Origin of the sequence: Mycolicibacterium tusciae (assembly GCF_002086795.1) — a bacterium.
In the GTDB taxonomy this organism is placed as follows: domain Bacteria; phylum Actinomycetota; class Actinomycetes; order Mycobacteriales; family Mycobacteriaceae; genus Mycobacterium; species Mycobacterium tusciae.
Genome location: NZ_MVIM01000003.1, coordinates 542,084 through 562,217, shown reverse-complemented (window position 1 = coordinate 562,217; position 20,134 = coordinate 542,084). Strand labels below are relative to the sequence as shown.

General features: G+C 67.6%; 18 protein-coding genes. 8 read left to right on the top strand and 10 right to left on the bottom strand.

All coding sequences use genetic code 11. The annotated features are described in order from the left end of the window. The first annotated feature begins 27 nt into the window (after positions 1 to 27). Positions 28 to 270 (top strand): mycoredoxin, encoded by a 243-nt coding sequence (locus tag BST47_RS08660; RefSeq protein WP_083125065.1) that lies wholly within the window; start codon positions 28 to 30, stop codon positions 268 to 270. Here BST47_RS08660 and nudC read toward each other — a convergent pair. Together nudC and BST47_RS08650 are read right to left on the bottom strand one after the other, a co-directional pair. Further along, positions 267 to 1,196: an NAD(+) diphosphatase gene (gene nudC / locus BST47_RS08655; protein ID WP_083125064.1), complete on the bottom strand. Its 930-nt coding sequence runs from the start codon at positions 1,194 to 1,196 to the stop codon at positions 267 to 269. The genes BST47_RS08660 and nudC overlap by 4 nt on opposite strands. Then, positions 1,193 to 2,272 (bottom strand): potassium channel family protein, encoded by a 1,080-nt coding sequence (locus BST47_RS08650; protein WP_083125063.1) that lies wholly within the window; start codon positions 2,270 to 2,272, stop codon positions 1,193 to 1,195. Before BST47_RS08650 ends, nudC begins: the two co-directional genes overlap by 4 nt. Positions 2,273 to 2,317: 45 nt before the next feature. Between BST47_RS08650 and BST47_RS08645 the strand changes: the two genes are divergently transcribed. Beyond that, positions 2,318 to 2,731 (top strand): DoxX family protein, encoded by a 414-nt coding sequence (locus BST47_RS08645; protein WP_083125062.1) that lies wholly within the window; start codon positions 2,318 to 2,320, stop codon positions 2,729 to 2,731. Here BST47_RS08645 and BST47_RS08640 read toward each other — a convergent pair. Both BST47_RS08640 and BST47_RS08635 read right to left on the bottom strand, forming a co-directional pair. Further along, the gene (locus BST47_RS08640) at positions 2,718 to 5,978 is read right to left on the bottom strand and encodes an ATP-dependent helicase (RefSeq protein ID WP_107528913.1); all 3,261 of its coding nucleotides are present in this window, start codon (positions 5,976 to 5,978) and stop codon (positions 2,718 to 2,720) included. The two genes, BST47_RS08645 and BST47_RS08640, sit on opposite strands and share 14 nt — an antisense overlap. Continuing rightward, positions 5,975 to 9,112: an ATP-dependent helicase gene (locus BST47_RS08635; RefSeq protein WP_083125060.1), complete on the bottom strand. Its 3,138-nt coding sequence runs from the start codon at positions 9,110 to 9,112 to the stop codon at positions 5,975 to 5,977. The genes BST47_RS08640 and BST47_RS08635 overlap by 4 nt, the downstream gene beginning before the upstream one ends. A gap of 64 nt (positions 9,113 to 9,176) precedes the next feature. Between BST47_RS08635 and BST47_RS08630 the strand changes: the two genes are divergently transcribed. Both BST47_RS08630 and BST47_RS08625 read left to right on the top strand, forming a co-directional pair. Then, a complete protein-coding gene (locus BST47_RS08630) occupies positions 9,177 to 9,941 on the top strand; it encodes an alpha/beta fold hydrolase (RefSeq protein WP_083125059.1) in 765 nt (254 codons plus the stop codon). After that, positions 9,942 to 10,238, top strand: a complete 297-nt coding sequence (locus tag BST47_RS08625; protein ID WP_083125058.1) for an MGMT family protein — start codon at positions 9,942 to 9,944, stop codon at positions 10,236 to 10,238. A 77-nt stretch (positions 10,239 to 10,315) separates the two neighbouring features. Here BST47_RS08625 and BST47_RS08620 read toward each other — a convergent pair whose 3' ends face one another. The 3 genes from BST47_RS08620 to BST47_RS08610 form a co-directional block, all read right to left on the bottom strand. Beyond that, positions 10,316 to 11,170, bottom strand: a complete 855-nt coding sequence (locus tag BST47_RS08620; protein WP_083125057.1) for a TIGR02569 family protein — start codon at positions 11,168 to 11,170, stop codon at positions 10,316 to 10,318. Positions 11,171 to 11,206: 36 nt separating this feature from the next. Continuing rightward, positions 11,207 to 12,385: an adenylyltransferase/sulfurtransferase MoeZ gene (moeZ, locus tag BST47_RS08615; protein ID WP_083125056.1), complete on the bottom strand. Its 1,179-nt coding sequence runs from the start codon at positions 12,383 to 12,385 to the stop codon at positions 11,207 to 11,209. Positions 12,386 to 12,484: 99 nt separating this feature from the next. Further along, positions 12,485 to 13,516, bottom strand: coding sequence for a DUF3152 domain-containing protein (locus BST47_RS08610; protein ID WP_083125055.1), 1,032 nt, complete (start codon positions 13,514 to 13,516; stop codon positions 12,485 to 12,487). Positions 13,517 to 13,689: 173 nt separating this feature from the next. Between BST47_RS08610 and BST47_RS08605 the strand changes: the two genes are divergently transcribed. Further along, positions 13,690 to 14,355, top strand: a complete 666-nt coding sequence (locus tag BST47_RS08605) for an HTH-type transcriptional activator FasR (RefSeq protein WP_083125054.1) — start codon at positions 13,690 to 13,692, stop codon at positions 14,353 to 14,355. Here the strand turns inward: BST47_RS08605 and BST47_RS08600 are convergent. After that, the gene (locus tag BST47_RS08600; protein WP_083125143.1) at positions 14,342 to 14,593 is read right to left on the bottom strand and encodes a DUF3107 domain-containing protein; all 252 of its coding nucleotides are present in this window, start codon (positions 14,591 to 14,593) and stop codon (positions 14,342 to 14,344) included. The genes BST47_RS08605 and BST47_RS08600 overlap by 14 nt on opposite strands. A 276-nt stretch (positions 14,594 to 14,869) precedes the next feature. Between BST47_RS08600 and BST47_RS08595 the strand changes: the two genes are divergently transcribed. Further along, positions 14,870 to 15,601, top strand: a complete 732-nt coding sequence (locus BST47_RS08595; protein WP_083125053.1) for a hypothetical protein — start codon at positions 14,870 to 14,872, stop codon at positions 15,599 to 15,601. 3 nt (positions 15,602 to 15,604) lie between these two features. Here the strand turns inward: BST47_RS08595 and BST47_RS08590 are convergent, their stop codons facing one another. Continuing rightward, entirely contained in the window at positions 15,605 to 16,321 is a 717-nt protein-coding gene (locus BST47_RS08590; protein ID WP_083125052.1) for a ferritin-like fold-containing protein, read from the bottom strand. A 233-nt stretch (positions 16,322 to 16,554) separates the two neighbouring features. On the opposite strand from BST47_RS08590, the gene BST47_RS08585 reads away from it, so the two are divergent. Both BST47_RS08585 and BST47_RS08580 read left to right on the top strand, forming a co-directional pair. Continuing rightward, positions 16,555 to 18,003: a DEAD/DEAH box helicase gene (locus BST47_RS08585; protein WP_207568561.1), complete on the top strand. Its 1,449-nt coding sequence runs from the start codon at positions 16,555 to 16,557 to the stop codon at positions 18,001 to 18,003. 41 nt (positions 18,004 to 18,044) lie between these two features. Beyond that, the gene (locus BST47_RS08580; protein ID WP_083125051.1) at positions 18,045 to 19,259 is read left to right on the top strand and encodes an Rv3212 family protein; all 1,215 of its coding nucleotides are present in this window, start codon (positions 18,045 to 18,047) and stop codon (positions 19,257 to 19,259) included. 52 nt (positions 19,260 to 19,311) lie between these two features. Here BST47_RS08580 and BST47_RS08575 read toward each other — a convergent pair whose 3' ends face one another. Then, positions 19,312 to 20,106, bottom strand: a complete 795-nt coding sequence (locus tag BST47_RS08575; RefSeq protein ID WP_083125050.1) for a ParA family protein — start codon at positions 20,104 to 20,106, stop codon at positions 19,312 to 19,314. Positions 20,107 to 20,134: the final 28 nt, after the last annotated feature.

The following is a 20,134-nucleotide window of genomic DNA, read 5'->3' as shown; positions in this document are numbered from 1 at the left end:
CGGCGCATCGACTACGTTGACTGCTTTATGAGTGCTGAGTTGACCATGTACACCACGTCGTGGTGCGGCTATTGCGTCCGCCTGAAGAAGGTGCTGAAGTCTGAGGGCATCGCGTTCGCCGAGGTCGACATCGAGGCCGATCCCGCAGCCGCGGAGTTCGTCGCATCCGCGAACGGCGGCAACCAGACGGTGCCGACGCTGAAGTTCCCCGACGGCTCGACGCTGACCAACCCCAGCGGAGCCGAGGTCAAGAAGAAGCTCGGCCGCTAGTCCAGCGCCGCCCAGGACTCGATGATTTCGCGGGCGATCGATATCGATCCGGGCAGCAGCAGGCGTGACGGCGAGTCGCTACTCCAGTCCCCGTCGGCCAGCGCGGCGCGGACCTCGTCTCTGGTGAACCAGGCCGCCTCCGCGATCTCGCCGTCGTTGAACGAGAACTCCTGCTCCGGATCCCCGATGGCGTGGAAACCGACCATGAGTGATCGCGGAAACGGCCACGGCTGGCTACCCAGGTAGTGGACATCGGTGACGTGCAATCCGATCTCTTCGGCGATCTCGCGTACGACACACGATTCGAACGACTCCCCCGCCTCGACGAACCCGGCCAGCAGCGAGAACAGCCGCTCCGGCCACACCGTCTGACGGGCCAGCACCGCGCGGTCATGCCCGTCATGAACGAGACAGATCACCGCCGGGTCGATGCGCGGAAACTCCTCGTGGCCGGCGGCGGCGTTGGCCCTGGCCCAGCCGCCCCTGATCGGCTTAGTGGGAGCGCCGTCGACGGCGCTGAACCGTGCGCTGTCATGCCAATTCAGCAGGGCGGTGGCGGTCGCGACCAGCTGAGCGCTGACATCGTCGAAGATCGGGCCCGCACGACGAAGGTCGAGTACCTCGGTTTCGATGTGCGGGTCCTCGGGCCCCTCCAGCGCCGCGCGGATCCCCCACACATGCGAACCGTCGGCGAGCCGCCCGAGGAACACGGCGTTCTCGGGAGGCTTGGCACCCAAGTCGGCGGCCCTGCCCAGCACGACGCTGCCGTTGGCGATCAGCACCTGATTTCGGCGATCGACCCGCAGCACGCGGGCATCGGCCCAGCCAGCCAGCGCCGCGTCGACGTCGGTGCGCAGCGTGTCGGACCGGTCGGCGCCGACGCGGGACAGCAGCGGGACGTTGCGGAGCCGGAACCCGCCGGTCATCGCTCCGCGTCCGCGCTGCGGATGTACAGCAGCCGGTCGCCGTTCTCGAGCGAGTCGACCCGCTCGTCGTCGACACGCATCAGCTTTCCGTCTCGCACAACGCCGAGCACGATGTCGGTGTTGTGTTTCGGCGATCCGCCGACCTCTTTCGGGCCCACCTCGCGTTCGGCGATCGCGAAGCCGGCATCGGGGGTCAGCAGGTCCTCCATCATCTCGACAACGCTCGGGGTCTGGACGGCAATGCCCAGCAGCCGTCCCGCTGTCTCAGATGTCACCACCGTCGAGTCGGCGCCGGATTGTTGGAGCAGGTGCTGGTTCTCGGCTTCCCGCACTGCGGCGATGATCTTGGCGTTCGGCGCCAGCTCGCGAGCAGTCAGCGTCACGAGAACAGCGGTGTCGTCGCGATTGGTGGCCACGATGATCGCCTTGGCGTGCTGCGCGCTGGCCAGCCGCAGTACTTCCGAGTCCGTGGCGCTGCCGCGCACGGTGACCAGCCCGGCGCTCTTGGCGCGCTCCAGCGCGGCGGGGTTCTCGTCGACGACGACGATGTCGGCAGGAGCGATCTCATCGCCGACCATCGCGGCGACTGCCGTCCGGCCCTTCGTGCCGTATCCGATGACGACGGTGTGGTTGCGCAACTTGTTCCTCCACTGCTGGATCTTGAATGCCTGTCGCGATTCGGTGGTGAGCGTCTCTACCGTGGTACCGATCAACACGATCAGGAATGCGACGCGCAGCGGCGTGATGATCACGATGTTGACCAGCCGCGCGCCCTCCGTGATGGGCGTGATGTCGCCGTACCCGGTGGTCGACAGAGAAACAGTCGCGTAATAGAAGCAATCCAGTAGCGAAAGGCCGTCGGTCTGCGTGTCCCTATAGCCGTCGCGGTCGACGTAGACGATGAGCACGACAGCACACAGCACGCCCATCGCGATGACAATCCGCTTGGTGATACGCGCCCACGGGCTTGGCACGTCTTCGGGAATCTGGACGCGGTCGACCAGCGAATGGACCGGCCGATCGTCGAGCGACTGATTAATTCTGCTGAGCCGACGGCGCAATCGTCCCCTAGCCATCAGAACCCATCATCGCTGGAAGTCGCCGCACGTCATTATGTAACCATGACCACCCCCGCACCCGAACTCGAGCAGATCGCGAATCCCAAACGAGCCCACCTGATGGGCGCCGGCCTGCTCGGCATGGGCGTCCTCCATTTTGTGGCGCCCAAGCCGTTCGACACGATCATCCCGGAGGAGCTGCCTGGCAGCGCGCGTTTTTACACCTATGCCTCCGGCGTCGGTGAGTTGGCGGTGGGCGGCCTGCTGCTGGCGCCGAAGACGCGTCGCCTCGGCGCGCTGGCGGCCATCGCCTTGTTCATCGGCGTGTTTCCCGGCAACGTGAACATGGTCCGGCTGTGGTTCAAAGACCCTGCCAAGCCCCTCCCCATGCGTATCGGGGCGATAGCCCGCCTGCCTTTGCAGATCCCGATGATCACCGAGGCACTCAAGATCTATCGCTCGACTAAGCCGCAGTAGCTCCTTCCAGTAATGCCAGGAGGTCGGCAGTTCCGGGCAGATCGTCGGGAGTGGCGGTCAGCCCGCTGCGCACGTAGTGAAACGACGCGCGCACCGATCCGACCGGGCAGCCTTGGAGCGCGGCCCATGCCAGCCGGTAGACGGCGAGCTGAACGGCTGCGTGCTGCTTGGCTTCCGGCGTGTCCGGCGGGTCACCTGTCTTCCAGTCGACGACGGTCGCACCCCCGTCGTCGTCGGCGAAGACCGCGTCGATCCGTCCGCGCACCACCCGCCCGCCGAGCACCATGTCGAACGGCACCTCGACATCGATCGGGGTCCGGCCGGCCCACGGCGACACCGCGAAGGCCGCCTGTAGCTCGGCGAGTTCGTCGGCGACGGTGGTCGCACGATCCATGGCGCCGGGCAGATCATCGAGATCGAAGAGCCGATCGGCGTGATAGAAGCGCTGTACCCAATCGTGAAAAGCAGTGCCCAGTAAAGCATGTGGATCCGGTCGGCTGGGCAGCCGGCGTCGCAGCTGCTGTGCCACCAGGTCGGGGTTGCGACCTAGTTCCACCAGCGCGCTGACCGACAGCTGTGCCGGCAACGGAGGAACCGGACGTTCGACGGCCCGGTTGCGTTCGGCCAGCAGGGCGTCGACATCGGATGCCCAGCCCTCGTCGCCCTCCGCGGCCGCGTCGCCCTTCGCACCCGACATGGCCTTGGTGACGAGTTCGGCCCCCCGACCCACGTCGTCGCGGCGGGCTCCGGCGGGGTCAGTCGGCCAGACCGCCTCAACGACGTTGTCACGCAACGGGTTGGGTTCACCGTCGGCCGGTGCGGGAGTCCACTGCTCGACGACGCCGCAGGGTTCGCCGTCCGCATCCGCTTGCTCGATGATCTCCTTGAGCTCCTCGAGGAACGCCGACGGACCGCGCGGCTTGGTCTCCGTCGCTCCCCAGTGATGGCCGGACAACAGCAGCGTGTCCTCCGAGCGGGTGATCGCCACGTACAACAACCGTCGCTCCTCGTCGATACGACGCTGCGCCAAGCTGTCCTTATGGTCAGATATCTTGTCCGACAGCTTCTTTCGATTATTGACATCGGAGGTGTCCAGGACCGGGACACCGTGCTCCGACAGCGTTGCCCGATCGCCGCGCAGCAGCGGTGGCAGGTCGCCCGCGTCGGTGAGCCAGGTCCGCGTGGACGCGGTCGACGGAAACACCCGGCCGCTGAGGTGTGGCACCGCCACCACCTGCCATTCCAGCCCCTTGGCGGCGTGCACGGTGAGGATCTGAACGCGGTCGTCGGCGACGGAGACTTCCGCGGGTGCCAGACCGTTCTCCACCTGCTCGGCCGCATCGAGATAGGCCAGCAGGCCGGCGACCGTGGCGCCGGGACGGCTCGCGAAATCTGCCACCACGTCGGCGAATGCATCGAGATGTTCGGTGCCCGCCCACCCGGCCGAAACCCGCCGTGCCGCCCGAACCTCGGTATCCACCCCGAGCACCCGCCGCACCTCGGCGACCAGTTCGGGCAGCGGATGCGTGAGATGCCCACGCAGCGCGGTCAGTTCGCGGCCCAATTCAACGATGCGGGCATACCCCACCGGTGAGTACGCGGCGGCGGGACCCGGATCGCCGACGGCGTCGGTCAGGCAAGCGGTGTCGGCATCGGGTGCGGCCTGCGCGACGACCCGGTCCGCCGCGACACTGTCCGCCGGCTCCCCGACGTCGTCCAATTCGACGGCGCGCCGCCACAGCGCGGTGACGTCACGCCCGCCCAGCCGCCAGCGCGGCCCGGTGAGCACCCGCATGGCGGCGGCGCCGGCGGTGGGATCGGCCACCATCCGCAACGTCGCCACCACATCGGCGACCTCGGGCACCCCGAGCAACCCGGCCAGGCCCACGACTTCGACCGGTACGCCGCGCGCGGTGAGCGCATCGGCGATCGGTGCGGCATCGGCGTTACGCCGCACCAACACCGCGGCCGTCGGCGCGGCGACACCACCACCGCGCGCTTCATGGTATATCCGGGCCAAATGGTCTGCCACCCAGTCGCGTTCGGAAACCACGTCGGACAGCAGTGCACACCGGACGGTGCCCGGGGCCGCATTGGGCTTGGGCCGCAGCTCGCGTACGGCAACGGAACGCCGCCGCGCCTCAGCGGACACCGCGTTCGCCAAATGCAGGGTGTCCGGCGGGTTGCGCCAGCTGGTGCGAAGTTCCAGGGTGGGCGCGGGGCGACCGTCGGAATACGGGAAATCGGTGGTGAACCGCGGCAGGTTGGTGGCTGAGGCACCGCGCCAGCCGTAGATCGACTGGATCGGATCACCGACGGCGGTCAGGGCCAGCTCGTCATCCACTCCGCCGCCGAACAGCGCCGACAGCGCCACTCGCTGGGCGTGGCCGGTGTCCTGGTATTCGTCAAGCAGCACAACCCGATACCGGTTTCTCAGCTGCTCGCCGACCTGAGGGAAGGTCGACGCCAACCGCGCGGCCGATGCCATCTGCATGCCGAAGTCCATGACCTTCTGCTCGCACATCCGCCGGTGTAGCGCATCGATCAGCGGGACGAGATGTGTGCGTTCGGTCTGGGTGGCCAGCAGCCGCAGCAGCCACTGGCTGGGTCCGCGGTCCCGCTGGTACGGGCCCGCGGGCAGGTTGTGCACCAGCCTTTCGAGCTCGAGGTGAGTGTCGCGCAACTGCTCGGTGTCGACGAGGTGTTCTGCGAGTTGGCCCGCGAGCCGGAGCACCATCGCCGTCACCGCGGCCGGTGTCTTGTCGGTGTCGAGGTGCTGCGGATGTTCGCATACCACCCGGAAAGCCAACTGCCACATCTCGGTCTCGGTCAGCAGGCGGGTGTCCGGTTCGACGGGGAGCAGCAAGCCATGCTCGCGCAGCAGGTTTCCGGCGAACGCGTGGTAGGTGCTGACGGTGGCCGGGTCGTCGATGATGTCGGGAAGTCCAGGGCCGGCGGGGACGAGACCCGCGCCCGCGAGCCTGGCCAGCCTGGTGCGAACGCGGCGCAGCAACTGTCCGGCCGCCTTACGGGTGAACGTCAGGCCGAGCACCTCACCCGGGTTGGCATAGCCGTTGGCCACCAGCCAGACCACCCGGGCCGCCATCGTCTCCGTCTTGCCGGCCCCGGCGCCGGCGATGACCACCAACGGTCCCGGCGGCGCGGCGATCACGGCGGCCTGCTCGTCGGTGGGAGCGAAAAGCCCGAGCGCCGAAGCGAGTTCGTCAGGGCTGTAGCGTGGGTTCACCGCTGACCTCCGGCCGGCGTCTGCGCCGGGCACATCTTCTGCACCGGGCAGTGTGTGCAGCCGTCGTTGATCCGCGCGACGTACTGCGGGCCCTGCGTGGCTGCCGCCGCGCCCTGCACCTTCGCCCGCCATGCCGCGTGGGACTCGGGCGTCAGCGCGTCTTGCTCACGCTCGGCCGCCTTGCCGCCGCTGGTTTTGCCGAGATACACCAGCTTGCCGCCGCCCGGCTCCTCCCCCTGCGGCAGCAGCCCTTCGGCGATGGCCAGCTGATACATCGCGAGCTGGGCGTGCCGCTGAGCCTCGTCCTTGGTGACCGGGCTCTTGCCGGTCTTGACGTCGACGACCACCAGCCGTCCCTCGCTGTCGCGTTCCAGCCGGTCCAGCCGACCGCGGATCCTCACTCCGGGGCCCTCACCGGTCGGTTTGACCATCTCGCCCGCGACGTCGACCTCGGTACCGGCCTCGGTCAGCTGATCGCGGCTCTTCTCCCGCCACTGCGCGAACGTCGACAGCATCAACCGGTGGCGCTCCAACTCGTTCTCCGAATGCCACTGCGCATCGAACGGCAGTTTTTCCCACACCCTTTCGAGGTCGTTGAGCATTTGATTCTGGGTCTTGCCCGGATCGGCGACCAATGCATGCAGCAGCGAGCCGATCGCCGACCGCACATCGCGTACGTCGTTGCCGCCGTGGCGTTCGAGCAGCCAGCGCAGCGGGCAGTCCGTCAGCATCTGCAGCGTCGACGGCGACAACGTCACGGTGTGCTCGTCACCGCACCACAGGGGTTCGTCGGTGGAGAGCTGCGTGGTGGCGTACCACTGGCCGGGATCGGCACCGGGTACGCCACCCTGCGCCAGCCGGGCCAGTTGTGCCGCCGCGCAGGCGCGTACGCCGTCCTCGACATCGTCGGCCGGGGCGCAAACCACCGCGCGCAGACGCCCGACCAGGGCCGTCGGCGCCAGCACCTTCGGTGCGTGCACCGGAACCGGGGGCTCGGGATCGGGATCGGTGACCAGCGAGGTCAATTCGTAGCAGAACGGCGACGGCAGCATCGACTCGTCTCCGCAGTCGCTGTCGACCGCGGTCACCAGCAGCCGGTTGCGGGTGCGGCCCATAGCCGCGATGAGCAGCCTGCGCTCCTCGGCCAGCAGCGGCGCGCGCGTCGAGACCGCCCTGTCGTTCGGCGTCACCACCCCGTCGAGCACATCGACCAGCTGCTGCGTTCCCAGCACGCCCCCGCGCGGGATCATGTTGGGCCACAGCCCTTCCTGCAATCCCGCGATCACGACGAACTGCCACTCGCCACCGAGCGCCGCATGCGCGCTCAGCACCGGAACGGCGTCGCCGGTGGCGCGATCATCGCGCGAGGCAGACGGCAGGCCGAGCGCGCTGACGTGATCGAGGAGTCCGCGCAACGATGCGCCTGCGGTGCGATTCACGTACTGCTCGGCGATGTCGAAGAAGGCGGTGACGGCATCGAGATCGCGGTCGGCTTGGGCGCCCGCTGCGCCGCCGCGTTCGCTGACCGTGAGCCAGCGGCGCTGCAGACCGGACCGGTGCCACGCCTGCCAGAGTGTGTATCGCGGATCGCCACCCTCGGACGCGGAGCGGCGCGCGGCGGACAGCACCGCGCCGACCCGGCGCAGGGGCCGGGCGAGTTCCGCGGACAGTCCCTCGGTATCCGCGTCGGCCTGCAGGGCGTCGACCAGTAGATCGCCGAGTTCGCGGGGCGGGGAAGAACCGTCCAGGCGACGCAGCGCCCGTCGCAGCTGCCGCAGCGACACGGGGTCGACCCGGCCGATGGGCCCGGTCAGCAGTGACAGCGCCTGCGCCCCGTCAAGTTCGCGTTCGGTCGCCTCCAACACTGTCAGCAGGGCCTGCACCGCCGGCTGGTCGGCCAGCGGCGCGGTCGGGTTCGGCAACTCCACGGGCACGCCCGCCGTGGTGAGGGCACGTGCGAGGGTGGATCCCAGTCGCGGCACCGATCGCACGATCACCGCCATCTGGGACCACGGGATCCCGTCGACCAGATGGGCCCGCCGCAGCGCATCGGCGATCACCGCGGATTCGGCGTGCGGCGACGCCGCGATGCGTACCGACACCGAGCCGCGGTCGCCGTCGACGCCGTCGACACGGCGCGCCTCGTCGGCACCCGGAAGCCGTTGAGCGACGCCGGTGATGGCCCGTGCGATGGCGGGCGCGCAGCGGCGAGATTCAGTGAGGGCGAGCACCGGCTCGTCGCCGCGCAGCAGCGCGGGATCGGCTCCGCGGTAACCGAACACCGACTGGTTCGGGTCGCCGGCGAGGATGGAGAGCTCGGCACCGACTGACAGCACCCGGACAAGGCGGGCCGCCTGTGGATCCAGATGTTGAGCGTCGTCGACCAGGAGCAGTTTGATGCGTGCACGCTCGGCGGCCAGCAGATCGTCGTCGGTCGCCAGCGCTTCCAACGCTGCACCCACCAGTTCGGCGGCGCCCAGCGCGGGCACGGTGGCCTGCGGCGCGGCCATTCCGACCGCCGAACGCAGCAGCATGATCTGTTCGTAGGCCTGGGCGAACTGTCCGGCGGCCAGCCATTCGGGTCGGCCGGCCCGCCGCCCGATGCGCTGCAGCTCGACGGGATCCACACCGCGTTCAGTGCAGCGCGCCAACAGGTCACGCAGTTCGTTGGCGAAGCCGACGGTGCTCAGCGCGGGCCGCAGCTGCGCGGGCCACGCCACGGCGGACCGGTCACCGTCTTCGAGATCGCCTGCGAGCAGTTCGCGGATGATGCCGTCCTGTTCGGCACTGGTCACCAACCGCGGCGGCGGATCACCCTTGCGCTGCGCGGCGAGACGCAACACCGCGAAGGCGTAGGAGTGCACCGTGCGGACCAATGGTTCGCGAACGACCGCACGGGTGCCCGCCTCGAGCAGTACCGACGTGATCGCCGCGCGCGCCTGCACGCCGAGGCGCGCCGAACCCGTCAGCAGCAGAACCGATTCCGGGTCGGTGCCTGCCGCGATGTGGGCCGCAGCGACATCGACGAGCAGAGTGCTCTTACCGGTGCCGGCTCCCCCGAGCACCCGTACCACGCCGCGCATTCCGGGTTCGGTGAGCGCGGTCGGCGTCAGATCGGTGTGCGGTGCGGACATGCCCGAATAACACCACGGGGGTCCGACAAGTCAGCCGCACCGACCGGCTGGCAGCATCACAGGAGTGAGCGAACCACTGCACCTGAACCGATACGGCCCGCCGGGTCCGATACAGGTCCTGGCCATCCATGGCTTGACCGGGCACGGGCAACGGTGGCAGACCCTGGCCACGCGACACCTTGCCGAATTCGCGGTTGCCGCACCGGACCTGCTGGGTCATGGACGTTCGACGTGGGCCGCACCCTGGACCATCGACGCCAACGTCGCGGCACTGGCCGCACTGCTCGACGTTCCCGCCGTCGTCGTCGGGCATTCGTTCGGCGGCGCCGTGGCGCTGAAGCTGGCCGCATCCCGTCCGGATCTGGTCTCCGCGCTGGTGCTGCTCGACCCCGCGGTGGGACTGGACGGCGGATGGATGCGCGATATCGCCGAAGACATGCTGGCCTCACCCGACTACACCGACCGTGCCGAGGCGCGCGACGAGAAGGCCTACGGCTCATGGGCTGATGTCCCCGCCGAGGAGTTGGATCGCGAGCTCGACGAGCACCTCGACGATCAGGTCAACGGGCGCGTCGGCTGGCGCATCAGCATCCCGGCGATGATGTCGTACTGGAGCGAGCTGGCCCGGCCAATCACGTTACCGCCCAACACTATTCCCACCACTCTCGTCCGGGCGAGCCGAACCAGCCCGCCGTATGTCACCGAAGAGCTGCTCGCGGGACTGGCACCCGAACGCGACCTCACGCTCATCGACTTCGACTGTGACCACATGGTCGCTCAAGCGCTCCCCGTCGAAACGGCGGCGGTGATCCGCAAGGCTCTCGGGTAGATGGCGGCCATCACCGACGAACAGGTCGAGACCGTGCGCGCCCTCGTCGCGTCCATCCCGCCGGGACGCGTATCGACCTACGGCGACATCGCCGACGTCGCGGGCCTTTCCAGCCCCCGGATCGTCGGCTGGATCATGCGCACCGATTCGTCGGATCTGCCCTGGCATCGCGTGATCCGCGCCTCGGGGCGCCCGGCACCGCACCTGACCACCCAGCAGTTGGAGTTGCTACGGGCCGAAGGTGTGCTGTCCGAGGACGGTCGGATCCCGCTGCGCGATGTGCGTCACGAGTTCTGAGCCGCGCCGAGTGTGGGGTAATAACACGCCGAGGCCGCATTTTGTGTGCGGGTAACCCACGTTCGGCGGCACTGGAGTTAGAGGACCAGGCGCACCAACGCGGCTGTGCGCGCCAGGCCTGGAAACGCCGCGGCCGTCGACCGTGGATGCAGCGCGTGGACCGCGAGGCGGAACATCAACGCGCGCAACAACATCTGCGGCCATTCCGGCAGGGGGCTCCACCGTTCGATGAGCCCGTCGTCGGCCTCACCCCATGACAACGCGTCGACGACCACCACTCCGGCAGCCCACGATGCCGGCCGCCAATACGGCGTGATGTCGGTGATTCCCGGGGCCGCCGTACCGGCGAAAAGCACTGTGCCGTAGAGGTCTCCGTGGACCAGCTGGCTGGGACTCTTGGTCGGCCTGCGCAGTGTGGCCAACTGACCGATCAGCTCGACGGACTTCTGACCGTCCGCAGACCCGGGCGACACCCGCGCGCCCGGCGGCAGCGAGTGCAGGGGACGCTCTTCCCATGCGGCCCGGTCGGCGGCGATGAACACGTCGACGTCGGCCCACGGCGCCACCGGTGGCTGAGTCAGGAAACGCGGACGCTCGAGCTTGGCCGTCGCCTCGTGCAACCGCACGGCCGCAGACACCACTTCGTCGTGACGCGGTTCCGGGGTTCCCGCGACGAAGGTGTCGGCGCGCCAGCCCGCCACCACGTAGCGGCCGTCGGTCGAGCGCACGGGCCTGGCCAGGCGCACACCGTCGACGAACAGCGTCTCGCGCACCTTCGCCGACCATGCTGCACGCGCGTGGTCGGCGACCATCGACAGCACGACCTCGCCGCAGCGCCAGCCGCCCTCCCAGCTCGACCCGAGCGGCACAGGTTGAACTCCGCTCAACCCGAACCCCGCCAGCACATGATCAGGCGGTTGCTCGACACTCACCGCATCAGCGTAAGCGCAGGTCGGGCAAACGGGCCGTTAGTACATCACCATGTCGGGTTCGAGTTGCTTTCCCCAGGCGACGATGCCGCCCTGCACGTGCTTCGCGTCGGAGAAGCCGGCTTTCTTGACGATGGCCAGCACCTCGGCCGAGCGCACGCCGGTCTTGCAGTAGAACACCGGCGTACGGTCCACCTGCAGCTTGGAAAGCGCTTCACCCGTTTCGAACGCGCCCTTGGGGATCAGCTCGGCGCCCTCGATTCTGTTGATGTCCCACTCAACGGGTTCGCGCACGTCGATCAGCGCCAGCGGCTTGCCCGTGTCCAACAGGTCACGCAGTTCACGCGGGGTGATCGTGGAGTCGGCGGCGGCCTCGGCCGCAGCCTCGGACACCACACCGCAGAATTCCTCGTAGTCGATGAGCTCCGTGATCTTCGGGATGGCCGGATCCTTGCGGATCTTGATCGTGCGATACGTCATGTCGAGTGCGTCGTACACCATCAGCCGGCCGAGCAGCGGCTCACCGATGCCCGTGATCAGCTTGATGGCCTCGGTGCCCATCACCGACGCGACGGACGCGCACAGAATGCCCAGCACGCCACCCTCGGCGCAGGACGGGACCATCCCAGGCGGCGGCGGCTCGGGGTACAGATCCCGGTAGTTCAGGCCCAGACCGTCGGGCGCGTCCTCCCAGAACACCGAGACCTGACCCTCGAACCGGTAGATCGAGCCCCAGACGTACGGCTTGCCCGCCAGTACCGCGGCGTCGTTGACCAGGTAGCGGGTGGCGAAGTTGTCGGTGCCGTCGAGGATCAGGTCGTACTGCTCGAAGAGTTCGACGGCGTTGTCCGGCTCGAGCCGAAACTCGTGCAGTTGCACCTCGACCAGCGGGTTGACCTCGAGGATGGAGTCGCGCGCGCTCTCGGCCTTCGACCGGCCGATATCGGACTGGCCGTGGATGATCTGACGTTGCAGGTTCGATTCGTCGACCACGTCGAACTCGACGATCCCGATCTTTCCCACCCCGGCGGCGGCCAGGTACAGCAGGGTCGGCGAACCCAGCCCGCCTGCGCCGATGACAAGCACCTTGGCGTTCTTGAGCCGTTTCTGCCCGTCCAGACCGAGGTCCGGAATGATGAGGTGGCGGCTGTAGCGCTGCACCTCTTCACGCGTGAGTTCGGCCGCCGGTTCTACCAGCGGCGGCAACGCTGTCGTCACCGAATGCTCCTTGATTGGCTGTGCTGCCCCAACAATAGGCACATTCCACAACAGCGAACGCGTCGTGAGGCTTCCCGGGAGGCGCCAGACGATCGATGCTCAGGCGATCGGATACGGCCAGGGGTTGAACCGGCAGGTCTTGCCGTCCGGGTTGATGGTGCCCGGGTCGAAGCGGGCGGCATCGTTGTTGTTGGTGGAGAACGTCTGCTGCATCATGATCGGCGCCAATTCGCCGTTGGCTTCACACGCCTCGTGTCGCTGATAGCCGATCGCGTGGCCCACCTCGTGGTTGATCAGATACTGCCGATACGAGCCGATGTCGCCCTGGAACGGCACCGCGCCGCGCACCCAGCGCGCCTCGTTGATGAATACACGAGGCTGCCCGTCGAGGTAGGACGGGTTGTAGCAGGACGCCTCGAGCTGGATGTCGTAACCGCATCCCTCGCGGACGGTCATCGGTGAGCTGAGCGAGATCCGGAAATCGGGTTCGACCTGAGCGGTCCCGTCGATGCGTTGGAAGGCGAACTGCGGATTGTGGGTCCAACTCTTCGGATTCGCCAGCGTTTCGCTGACCATCCGAGCGAAGCCCTCGTCACCGCCGAAGGTCGTGGTGTCGATGCCGTCTTCGACCTCGACGGTGTAGGTGAAGACTTTTGCCGTACCCTCGCCGACCTGCGACGACGCGCCGGGAACGAGGTGCCACGTTTTGGCGGCCGCCTCGGTGAACGGACCGCCTTCGGGCAGGATGCCCGTCGGCAGATTCGCGTCGAACTGCGTCAAACCCCTTGGCGGGGCGCCGATGATCGCCGTGCTGGCGACTCCGATGGTCGGCGGACCTTGCACCGGCCCCTGGGATTCGTCGGTCGCGGGCTCGGTGGCACCGGCGAAGGTCACGTAGAGGGCAACGGCCGTCCACACCACGAGCAGGGGCAGCGCGTAGGCCCGCCAACCGTAGGTGTGCACGAAACGGCCCAGCTTGCTCTGCTTTCGGGCGTTGCGGTGCTCTTCGCGGTTGGACCTGGGCCGCCCGGAGTCGTTCGACAACGGGTCGCGCTGCGCGCGCAGTGGCTCGCGCCACTCGTTGCGCAGCGCAGGTACGCCTCCCCCGCGACGCTCCGAGTCGTAGGTCACGGGAACAGGATGACACAGGCCAGAGTGCTGATACCTCCGGCGCGCCACCCGGTAGTGGTGGGGTCGCGCCGCGCCGCGCCGACCCCGCCGCGACGTCGACTTTGCGCGGTGGCTTTGCCAACGGTAGTAACCTCGTTGCGAAACCACGCAGAAGAAGCCAGATAAAGGATGTAATGAGCGATCTCGCCAACCCCGCTGCTAGGCGGGGTGCGCAGTCGGGCTCCGGTGAAGGAATGAGCCGACGCGGCAACCGGCTGCCCCGTGACGAGCGACGCGGGCAGTTGCTCGTCGCCGCTAGTGAGGTTTTCGTCGACCGCGGGTATCACGCCGCCGGTATGGACGAGATCGCCGACCGGGCCGGAGTAAGCAAACCTGTTCTCTATCAACACTTCTCATCGAAGTTGGAGCTGTACCTCGCGGTGCTGCAACGCCACGTCGAGAACTTGGTTTCCGGTGTGCGTCAAGCATTGCGCACCACCACGGACAACCGGCAACGGTTGCGCGCCGCGGTCCACGCCTTTTTCGATTTCATCGAGCACGACAGCCAGGGTTACCGGCTGATATTCGAGAACGACTATGTGACCGAACCGCAGGTCGCCGCGCAGGTCAAAGTGGCGACCGAAGCATGTACTGACGCGGTGTTCGACCTGATCAGCCGCGATTCTGGACTGGAGGCGCACCGGGCGAGGATGATCGCCGTCGGCCTGGTGGCGATCAGCGTCGACTCGGCGCGCTACTGGCTGAACAACGATCGGCCGATCACCAAGGACGATGCGGTGGACAGCACGGTGCTTTTCGCCTGGGGCGGTCTGTCGCACGTACCGCTTACGCGTTCTTGACGGCCTCTGAACCCACCACGCCGAAGCCGACACGGCGAACGTCGGCGGCACCGATCTCGACATAGGCGATCTTCGACGTCTGGACCAGGAATCGCCGGCCCTTCTCGTCGGTCAGGGCCAACACGCCTGAGCTCTCGCCGAGCGCATCGGTGATCAGCTTCTCCACCTCGGTGGGTGTTTGCGCACTGTTGAACACGAGTTCGCGCGCGCTGTCCGTGACACCGATCTTGACCTCCACGCTGTGAACCCTTTCCGTCTTTTCCATAACTTCCGTGTTGCTCGAGAAGCCCTCGAAGAACCTTGACGTAAGGCTAGTGGACGCGTCCACGCTGATGCCGCGCCGGTGAGTTCGCGGTCAGCGAAGCGCATTTCGCGCCGGAGTCGGACCGCGTGCAGAACGGCGACCCAACCGAGTCCGGACCGTGACCGTACACACCGGCGCGGAACCTCATCTGTCACTTGTGCCTCGATAGCATCGGCCCGATACATGAACGAGACAACATGGGAACCCGATATGAACAGGCCTTATACCGCCCATTCTCCGTATTCGCTGACACCCACCGAGCAGATCCCCGTCTACGCCGGCGGCGACGCCGGCGAGTTCGAATACAACGGGCTGCTGGAGTACCCCGACGATGACGACTACACCGACGTCGTCGAGTACGACGAGGAGAGCATCGACCGGAAGTGGATGTGGGTCGCCGGCATCGCCGGGTTGATCCTGTTCATCGCCATCGGCACGACGGGCATCATTCTCGGCGGCGGCGACAGCGGTCCGGTATCGGCCACCGGAACCTCGTCGGCCCCGACCGCGACCTCGGCCCCGGCCACGTCAGCCCCCGCGGTCGCGGCACCGTCGCTGCCTGCCGAGACGGTCACGACAGTGAGCCCGACGGCGGATGCCACCGTGGCGGCCCCACAGCCCGAGATCGCCGCCCCCGTGGCGCCGCCGCCGGCGGCCGCACCGGCGGTCTCGCCGCGCACGATCACCTACCGCGTGACGGGCAACCGCCCCCTGCTGGACCTCGTCACCGTCATCTACACCCATCAGCAGGGGGCGCTGCAGACCGAGGTCAACGTCGCGCTGCCGTGGGCGAAGTCGGTCGTGCTGGACCCGGGTGTCGAGCTGAAGTCGGTCACCGCGACCAGCGTGGGCGGCCAGCTCAACTGCGGCATCTACGACGCGTCGGGCACCCTGGTCGCCGTCCAGAGCAACAACACGATGATCGCCAACTGCACCCAGTAGCGGTCAGGCCAGGCCCAGCTCCTGCATCCGGGACATATGGGTGCGCTGGAGGCGGTCGAAGAACTCGGTCATCTGGGTCAGACCCTCGCCGCTCGTCATCACGAGGTCAACGAGTTCGTCGTGATCGGCCAGCACATACTGAGCCTGGGTGATCGCCTCGCCGAGCAACCGGCGCGACCACAAAGCCAGCCGGTGGCGCTGCTTCTGGCTCGCTGTCACGGCGGCCTGCACCTCGGCGACCACGAACTGCGAATGGCCGGTCTCCGACAGCACCGCGCGCACCACGTCGGCGACCTCGGTGGGTAGCGACGTCGCGATCTCGAGATAGAAATCGGCGGCCAGCGCGTCGCCGACATATGTCTTGACGAGCGCTTCCAGCCACGTGCTGGGCGTGGTCAACCGGTGGTAATTCTCAAGGGCCGATGCGTATTTCGTCATCGCGGGCACGACGTCGACGCCCCGGCGCTCCAGCGAGTCGCGCAGTACCTCGTAATGGTTCATCTCCGCGGCGGCCATGCTGGCCATGTTGATGCGGCCCCGCAGGTTGGGCGCCATCCGCGCTTCGTCGGTCAGTCGGTAGAACGCCGCCACCTCGCCGTATGCCAGCAGCGCGAACAGCTCGTTGACACCGGGATGGTCGAGCGACACACCCGAGCTCACCGAGTCCGTCGACTGCTCGGAAGTGGCCGCAGGTGGTGCCGGAGACTTGGGGGCAGTCATGGCCCAACTCTAATCGCCGGCCGCCAGGCGCTCTCACGGCGAACCCGGCCAGCTATCATGGATGCAGGCAGCGGCATCGTCAGGGTCGAAAAGACCACGTCGTTACCTAAGAAATGTGCGTGCACGCAGTCGGCCCGCCTACCTCAGCGCAGGGCCCCGGCAAAGCTTCGTCGAACTCGTGCGCGCGTGGACGCCATGAGGAATCGATAATCGAAAGGCTGAGCCCCCAGCGTATGACACATCTCAATCCAACCTTTGCTGAGCTCGGAGTCCGCGACGAAATCGTGCGCGCACTTTCCGAGGACGGCAAGGAACACCCGTTTGCTATCCAAGAACTCACCATGCCGATGGCGCTGGCGGGCGATGACCTCATCGGCCAAGCCCGCACCGGTATGGGCAAGACGCTCGCGTTCGGCGTCCCGCTGCTGCAGCGGATCACCACCGACCCCGACCGCGAGTTGTCCGGCATTCCGCGCGCACTGGTCGTCGTCCCCACCCGCGAGCTCTGCCTGCAGGTGTTCAGCGACCTCGAAATCGCGGCCAAATACCTCACCGTCGGCGACCGCAAGCTGACCGTCACCTCCATCTACGGCGGCAGACCCTACGAACCCCAGATCGAGGCCCTGCAGAAGGGCGTCGACGTGGTGGTGGGCACGCCGGGCCGTCTGCTCGACCTCGCGCAGCAGGGTCACCTGCAGCTGGGCGGGCTCTCGATGCTGGTGCTCGATGAGGCCGACGAGATGCTCGACCTGGGCTTCCTGCCCGACATCGAGCGCATCCTGCGTCAGATCCCGAGCGAACGGCAGGCCATGCTGTTCTCGGCGACCATGCCGGACCCGATCATCACGCTGGCACGCACGTTCATGAACCAGCCGACCCACATCCGGGCCGAGGCCCCGCATTCGGCGGCCACCCACGACACCACCGAGCAGTTCGCTTACCGCGCGCATGCGCTGGACAAGATCGAGATGGTCGCCCGCATTCTGCAGGCCGAAGGCCGCGGCGCCACGATGATCTTCACCAGGACCAAGCGGACCGCCCAGAAGGTGTCCGACGAACTCGCCGAGCGCGGCTTCAAGGTCGGTGCGGTGCACGGCGATCTGGGCCAGGGTGCTCGCGAGAAGTCGCTCAAGGCGTTCCGCACCGGTGACGTCGACGTGCTCGTCGCCACCGATGTCGCCGCCCGCGGTATCGATATCGACGACATCACGCACGTGATCAACTATCAGATCCCCGAGGACGAGCAGGCCTACGTGCACCGCATCGGCCGCACCGGCCGCGCCGGTAAGACGGGTATCGCGGTCACGCTGGTCGACTGGGACGAGTTGCCCCGCTGGACGATGATCGACAAGGCGCTCGGGCTGAACACCCCCGATCCGGCCGAGACGTACTCGAGCTCGCCGCACCTGTTCGAAGAGCTGAACATCCCCCCCGATGCCGCCGGCACCATCGGCGAACCGCGCAAGGATCGTGCTGCCAAGCGCCCACCCGCCGAGAAGAAGGCCGATCGTCCCGTCCGCAACCGCAACCGTCGGCGCACCCGCGGCGGGGAGTCGGTCGCCGCACACTCCCCTGCGGCACCCGCCGACACAGGCTCGCCAGAGGCCGAGGAGGGCAGTGACGGTGCGCCACGGCGCAGGCGCCGCCGGCGTCCCCGCAAGGCCGCGGCCAGCACGGGCTAGCAGCCCTCGAGAAGACGTCGAAAAGACTCCACCACCGCCCGATGGTCAAACCTGAACGCCGCACGCGCGCCGACGTGGTGGCGGCCGTCGCGATCGCGGTGGCCGTCGCCGTCACCGCCGGTGTGGTGTGGTGGGTCAGCGATGCCAGGGCGACGATCAGCCGCCCCGCGGCCGATCCGGTTCCTACCCTGGGCACCGCCAAGGTGGTGCCGTCGGCGCTGCGCCAGCTGTGGACCGCGCCCAGCCCCACGACCACGGCACCTCTGGTGATCGCCGGCAGCGTGGTCACGGGGGACGGCCACACCGTGCAGGGCCGCGACCCGGCTTCCGGCAGCCCGGTGTGGAGCTATGCGCGGACAAACCTCGAGCTGTGCGGGGTCAGCTGGGTATATCAGTACGCCGTCGCGGTTTACCCGGACAGCCGGGGCTGCGGCCAGGTCAGCACCATCGACGCGAAGACGGGCCAACGCGGTCCCACCCGCACCGCCTACGCGGATCCCGAGGTGCGCCTGTCCTCGGATGGCACCGCCGTGCTGTCGGCCGGGGACAGCCGACTGGAGCTGTGGCGCTCGGACATGGTCAGGATGCTGAGCTACGGCTCCCTGGACGCGAAGATCAAACCCGGCACCCCGGCGTCGCCGCTGTGCCGACTGGTCTCGGCGGCCGCCAGTTCGACGGCAGTCTCGGTGCTCGAGTCCTGCCCCCAGCAGGAGGATCTGCGCCTGACCCTGTTGCGGCCTGCCGACGACGAGGACACCCCCGAACTGAAGTACGTGACCCAGTCCGGGGTGAGCGTGGATTCCGATGCACAAGTGGTTGCTGTCTCCGACACGACAACGGCGGTGTACGTGCCGACGCCGAAGCCGGTCGTGAATATCGTCGACGAAACCGGCGCCACGATCGCGAGCACGCCGCTGCCCAAGCCTGCGACGCCGAACGCGACGATGAACCGCGCGGGCGACCTGTTCACCTGGTGGACCGGCGACAGCGTAATGGTGTTCTCCGCCAAGGGACTTCAGTACAAGTACACCGTCTCGCCTGCGGGCGCCAACGTTCCGCTCGGACCCGCGACGGTGATGGCGGGAAAGCTCCTCGTTCCAGTCACCGGCGGTTACGACGTGTTCGACGCCAATAGCGGAAAGGGCGACCGGCATATCCCGGTGCCGCGCCCGCCGAGTTCGGATCCCGTCGTTCCCGCGGTGGCGGGGTCGACGGTCGTTGAGCAGCGGGGCAGCGAACTGGTTGCCTTCGGCTGATTGCGATTTGGCTGCGCAAACGATCGCTGTGCGACTGTCTGCGCCGAAATCGCTAGACGTCGGGCGTGTAGGTCGCCAACGCCTTGCCTTGCTTCCAATGCTTGAGCAACGCGTTGGCCAACCCGCGATAGGCGGCCGCACCCTTGTTCTTTCGACCTGCGAGCACCGACGCTCCCGACGCGGTGGCCTCGGCGAAACGCACGGTTCGAGGTATCGGCGGCGCGAGCACCGGCAGGTCGTATCGATCGGCGACGTCGAGGAGCACGTCGCGGCTGTGGGTCGTGCGCGAGTCGTACAGCGTCGGCAGCGCACCCAGCAGTTGCAGGTCGCTGTTGGTGATCTGCTGGACGTCGTTGATGGTCCGAAGGAACTGGCCGACGCCGCGGTGTGCCAGAGTTTCGCATTGCAGCGGCACGATCACGTCGTCGGCCGCCGTCAGCCCGTTGAGGGTGAGCACGCCCAACGACGGCGGGCAGTCGATGATCACGACGTCGAATTGGTCACTGACCTTGGCCAACGCCCGCTTGAGGGCGTATTCGCGGCCGGCCCGCATCAACAGCATCGCCTCGGCCCCGGCCAGGTCGATGTTGGCCGGTAGCAGCGTCATGCCCTCCGACGTCTCGACGAGCGCCGCCTCCGTCTCGACCTCGCCGAGGAGCACCTCGTGGATCGACATCGGCAACTTGTCTGGGTCCTGGCCCAGCGAGAACGTCAAACACCCTTGGGGATCCAGGTCGACGAGCAGCACCCGTCGCCCCTTCTCCACCATCGCCGCACCCAGCGATGCCACTGTCGTTGTTTTGGCGACCCCACCCTTTTGATTGGCGACCGCAAGTACCCGCGTCACCCTTTCATCCTGGCACGCCCGCGAACAC

What these genes read in the sequence shown, in the direction of transcription:
- BST47_RS08660 (WP_083125065.1), top strand. Translation starts at nt 28, where the DNA reads ATGAGTGCTGAGTTGACCATGTACACCACGTCGTGGTGCGGCTATTGC.
- nudC (WP_083125064.1), bottom strand. Translation starts at nt 1,196, where the DNA reads ATGACCGGCGGGTTCCGGCTCCGCAACGTCCCGCTGCTGTCCCGCGTC.
- BST47_RS08650 (WP_083125063.1), bottom strand. Translation starts at nt 2,272, where the DNA reads ATGGCTAGGGGACGATTGCGCCGTCGGCTCAGCAGAATTAATCAGTCG.
- BST47_RS08645 (WP_083125062.1), top strand. Translation starts at nt 2,318, where the DNA reads ATGACCACCCCCGCACCCGAACTCGAGCAGATCGCGAATCCCAAACGA.
- BST47_RS08635 (WP_083125060.1), bottom strand. Translation starts at nt 9,112, where the DNA reads ATGTCCGCACCGCACACCGATCTGACGCCGACCGCGCTCACCGAACCC.
- BST47_RS08625 (WP_083125058.1), top strand. Translation starts at nt 9,942, where the DNA reads ATGGCGGCCATCACCGACGAACAGGTCGAGACCGTGCGCGCCCTCGTC.
- BST47_RS08605 (WP_083125054.1), top strand. Translation starts at nt 13,690, where the DNA reads ATGAGCGATCTCGCCAACCCCGCTGCTAGGCGGGGTGCGCAGTCGGGC.
- BST47_RS08595 (WP_083125053.1), top strand. Translation starts at nt 14,870, where the DNA reads ATGAACAGGCCTTATACCGCCCATTCTCCGTATTCGCTGACACCCACC.
- BST47_RS08590 (WP_083125052.1), bottom strand. Translation starts at nt 16,321, where the DNA reads ATGACTGCCCCCAAGTCTCCGGCACCACCTGCGGCCACTTCCGAGCAG.
- BST47_RS08585 (WP_207568561.1), top strand. Translation starts at nt 16,555, where the DNA reads ATGACACATCTCAATCCAACCTTTGCTGAGCTCGGAGTCCGCGACGAA.
- BST47_RS08580 (WP_083125051.1), top strand. Translation starts at nt 18,045, where the DNA reads ATGGTCAAACCTGAACGCCGCACGCGCGCCGACGTGGTGGCGGCCGTC.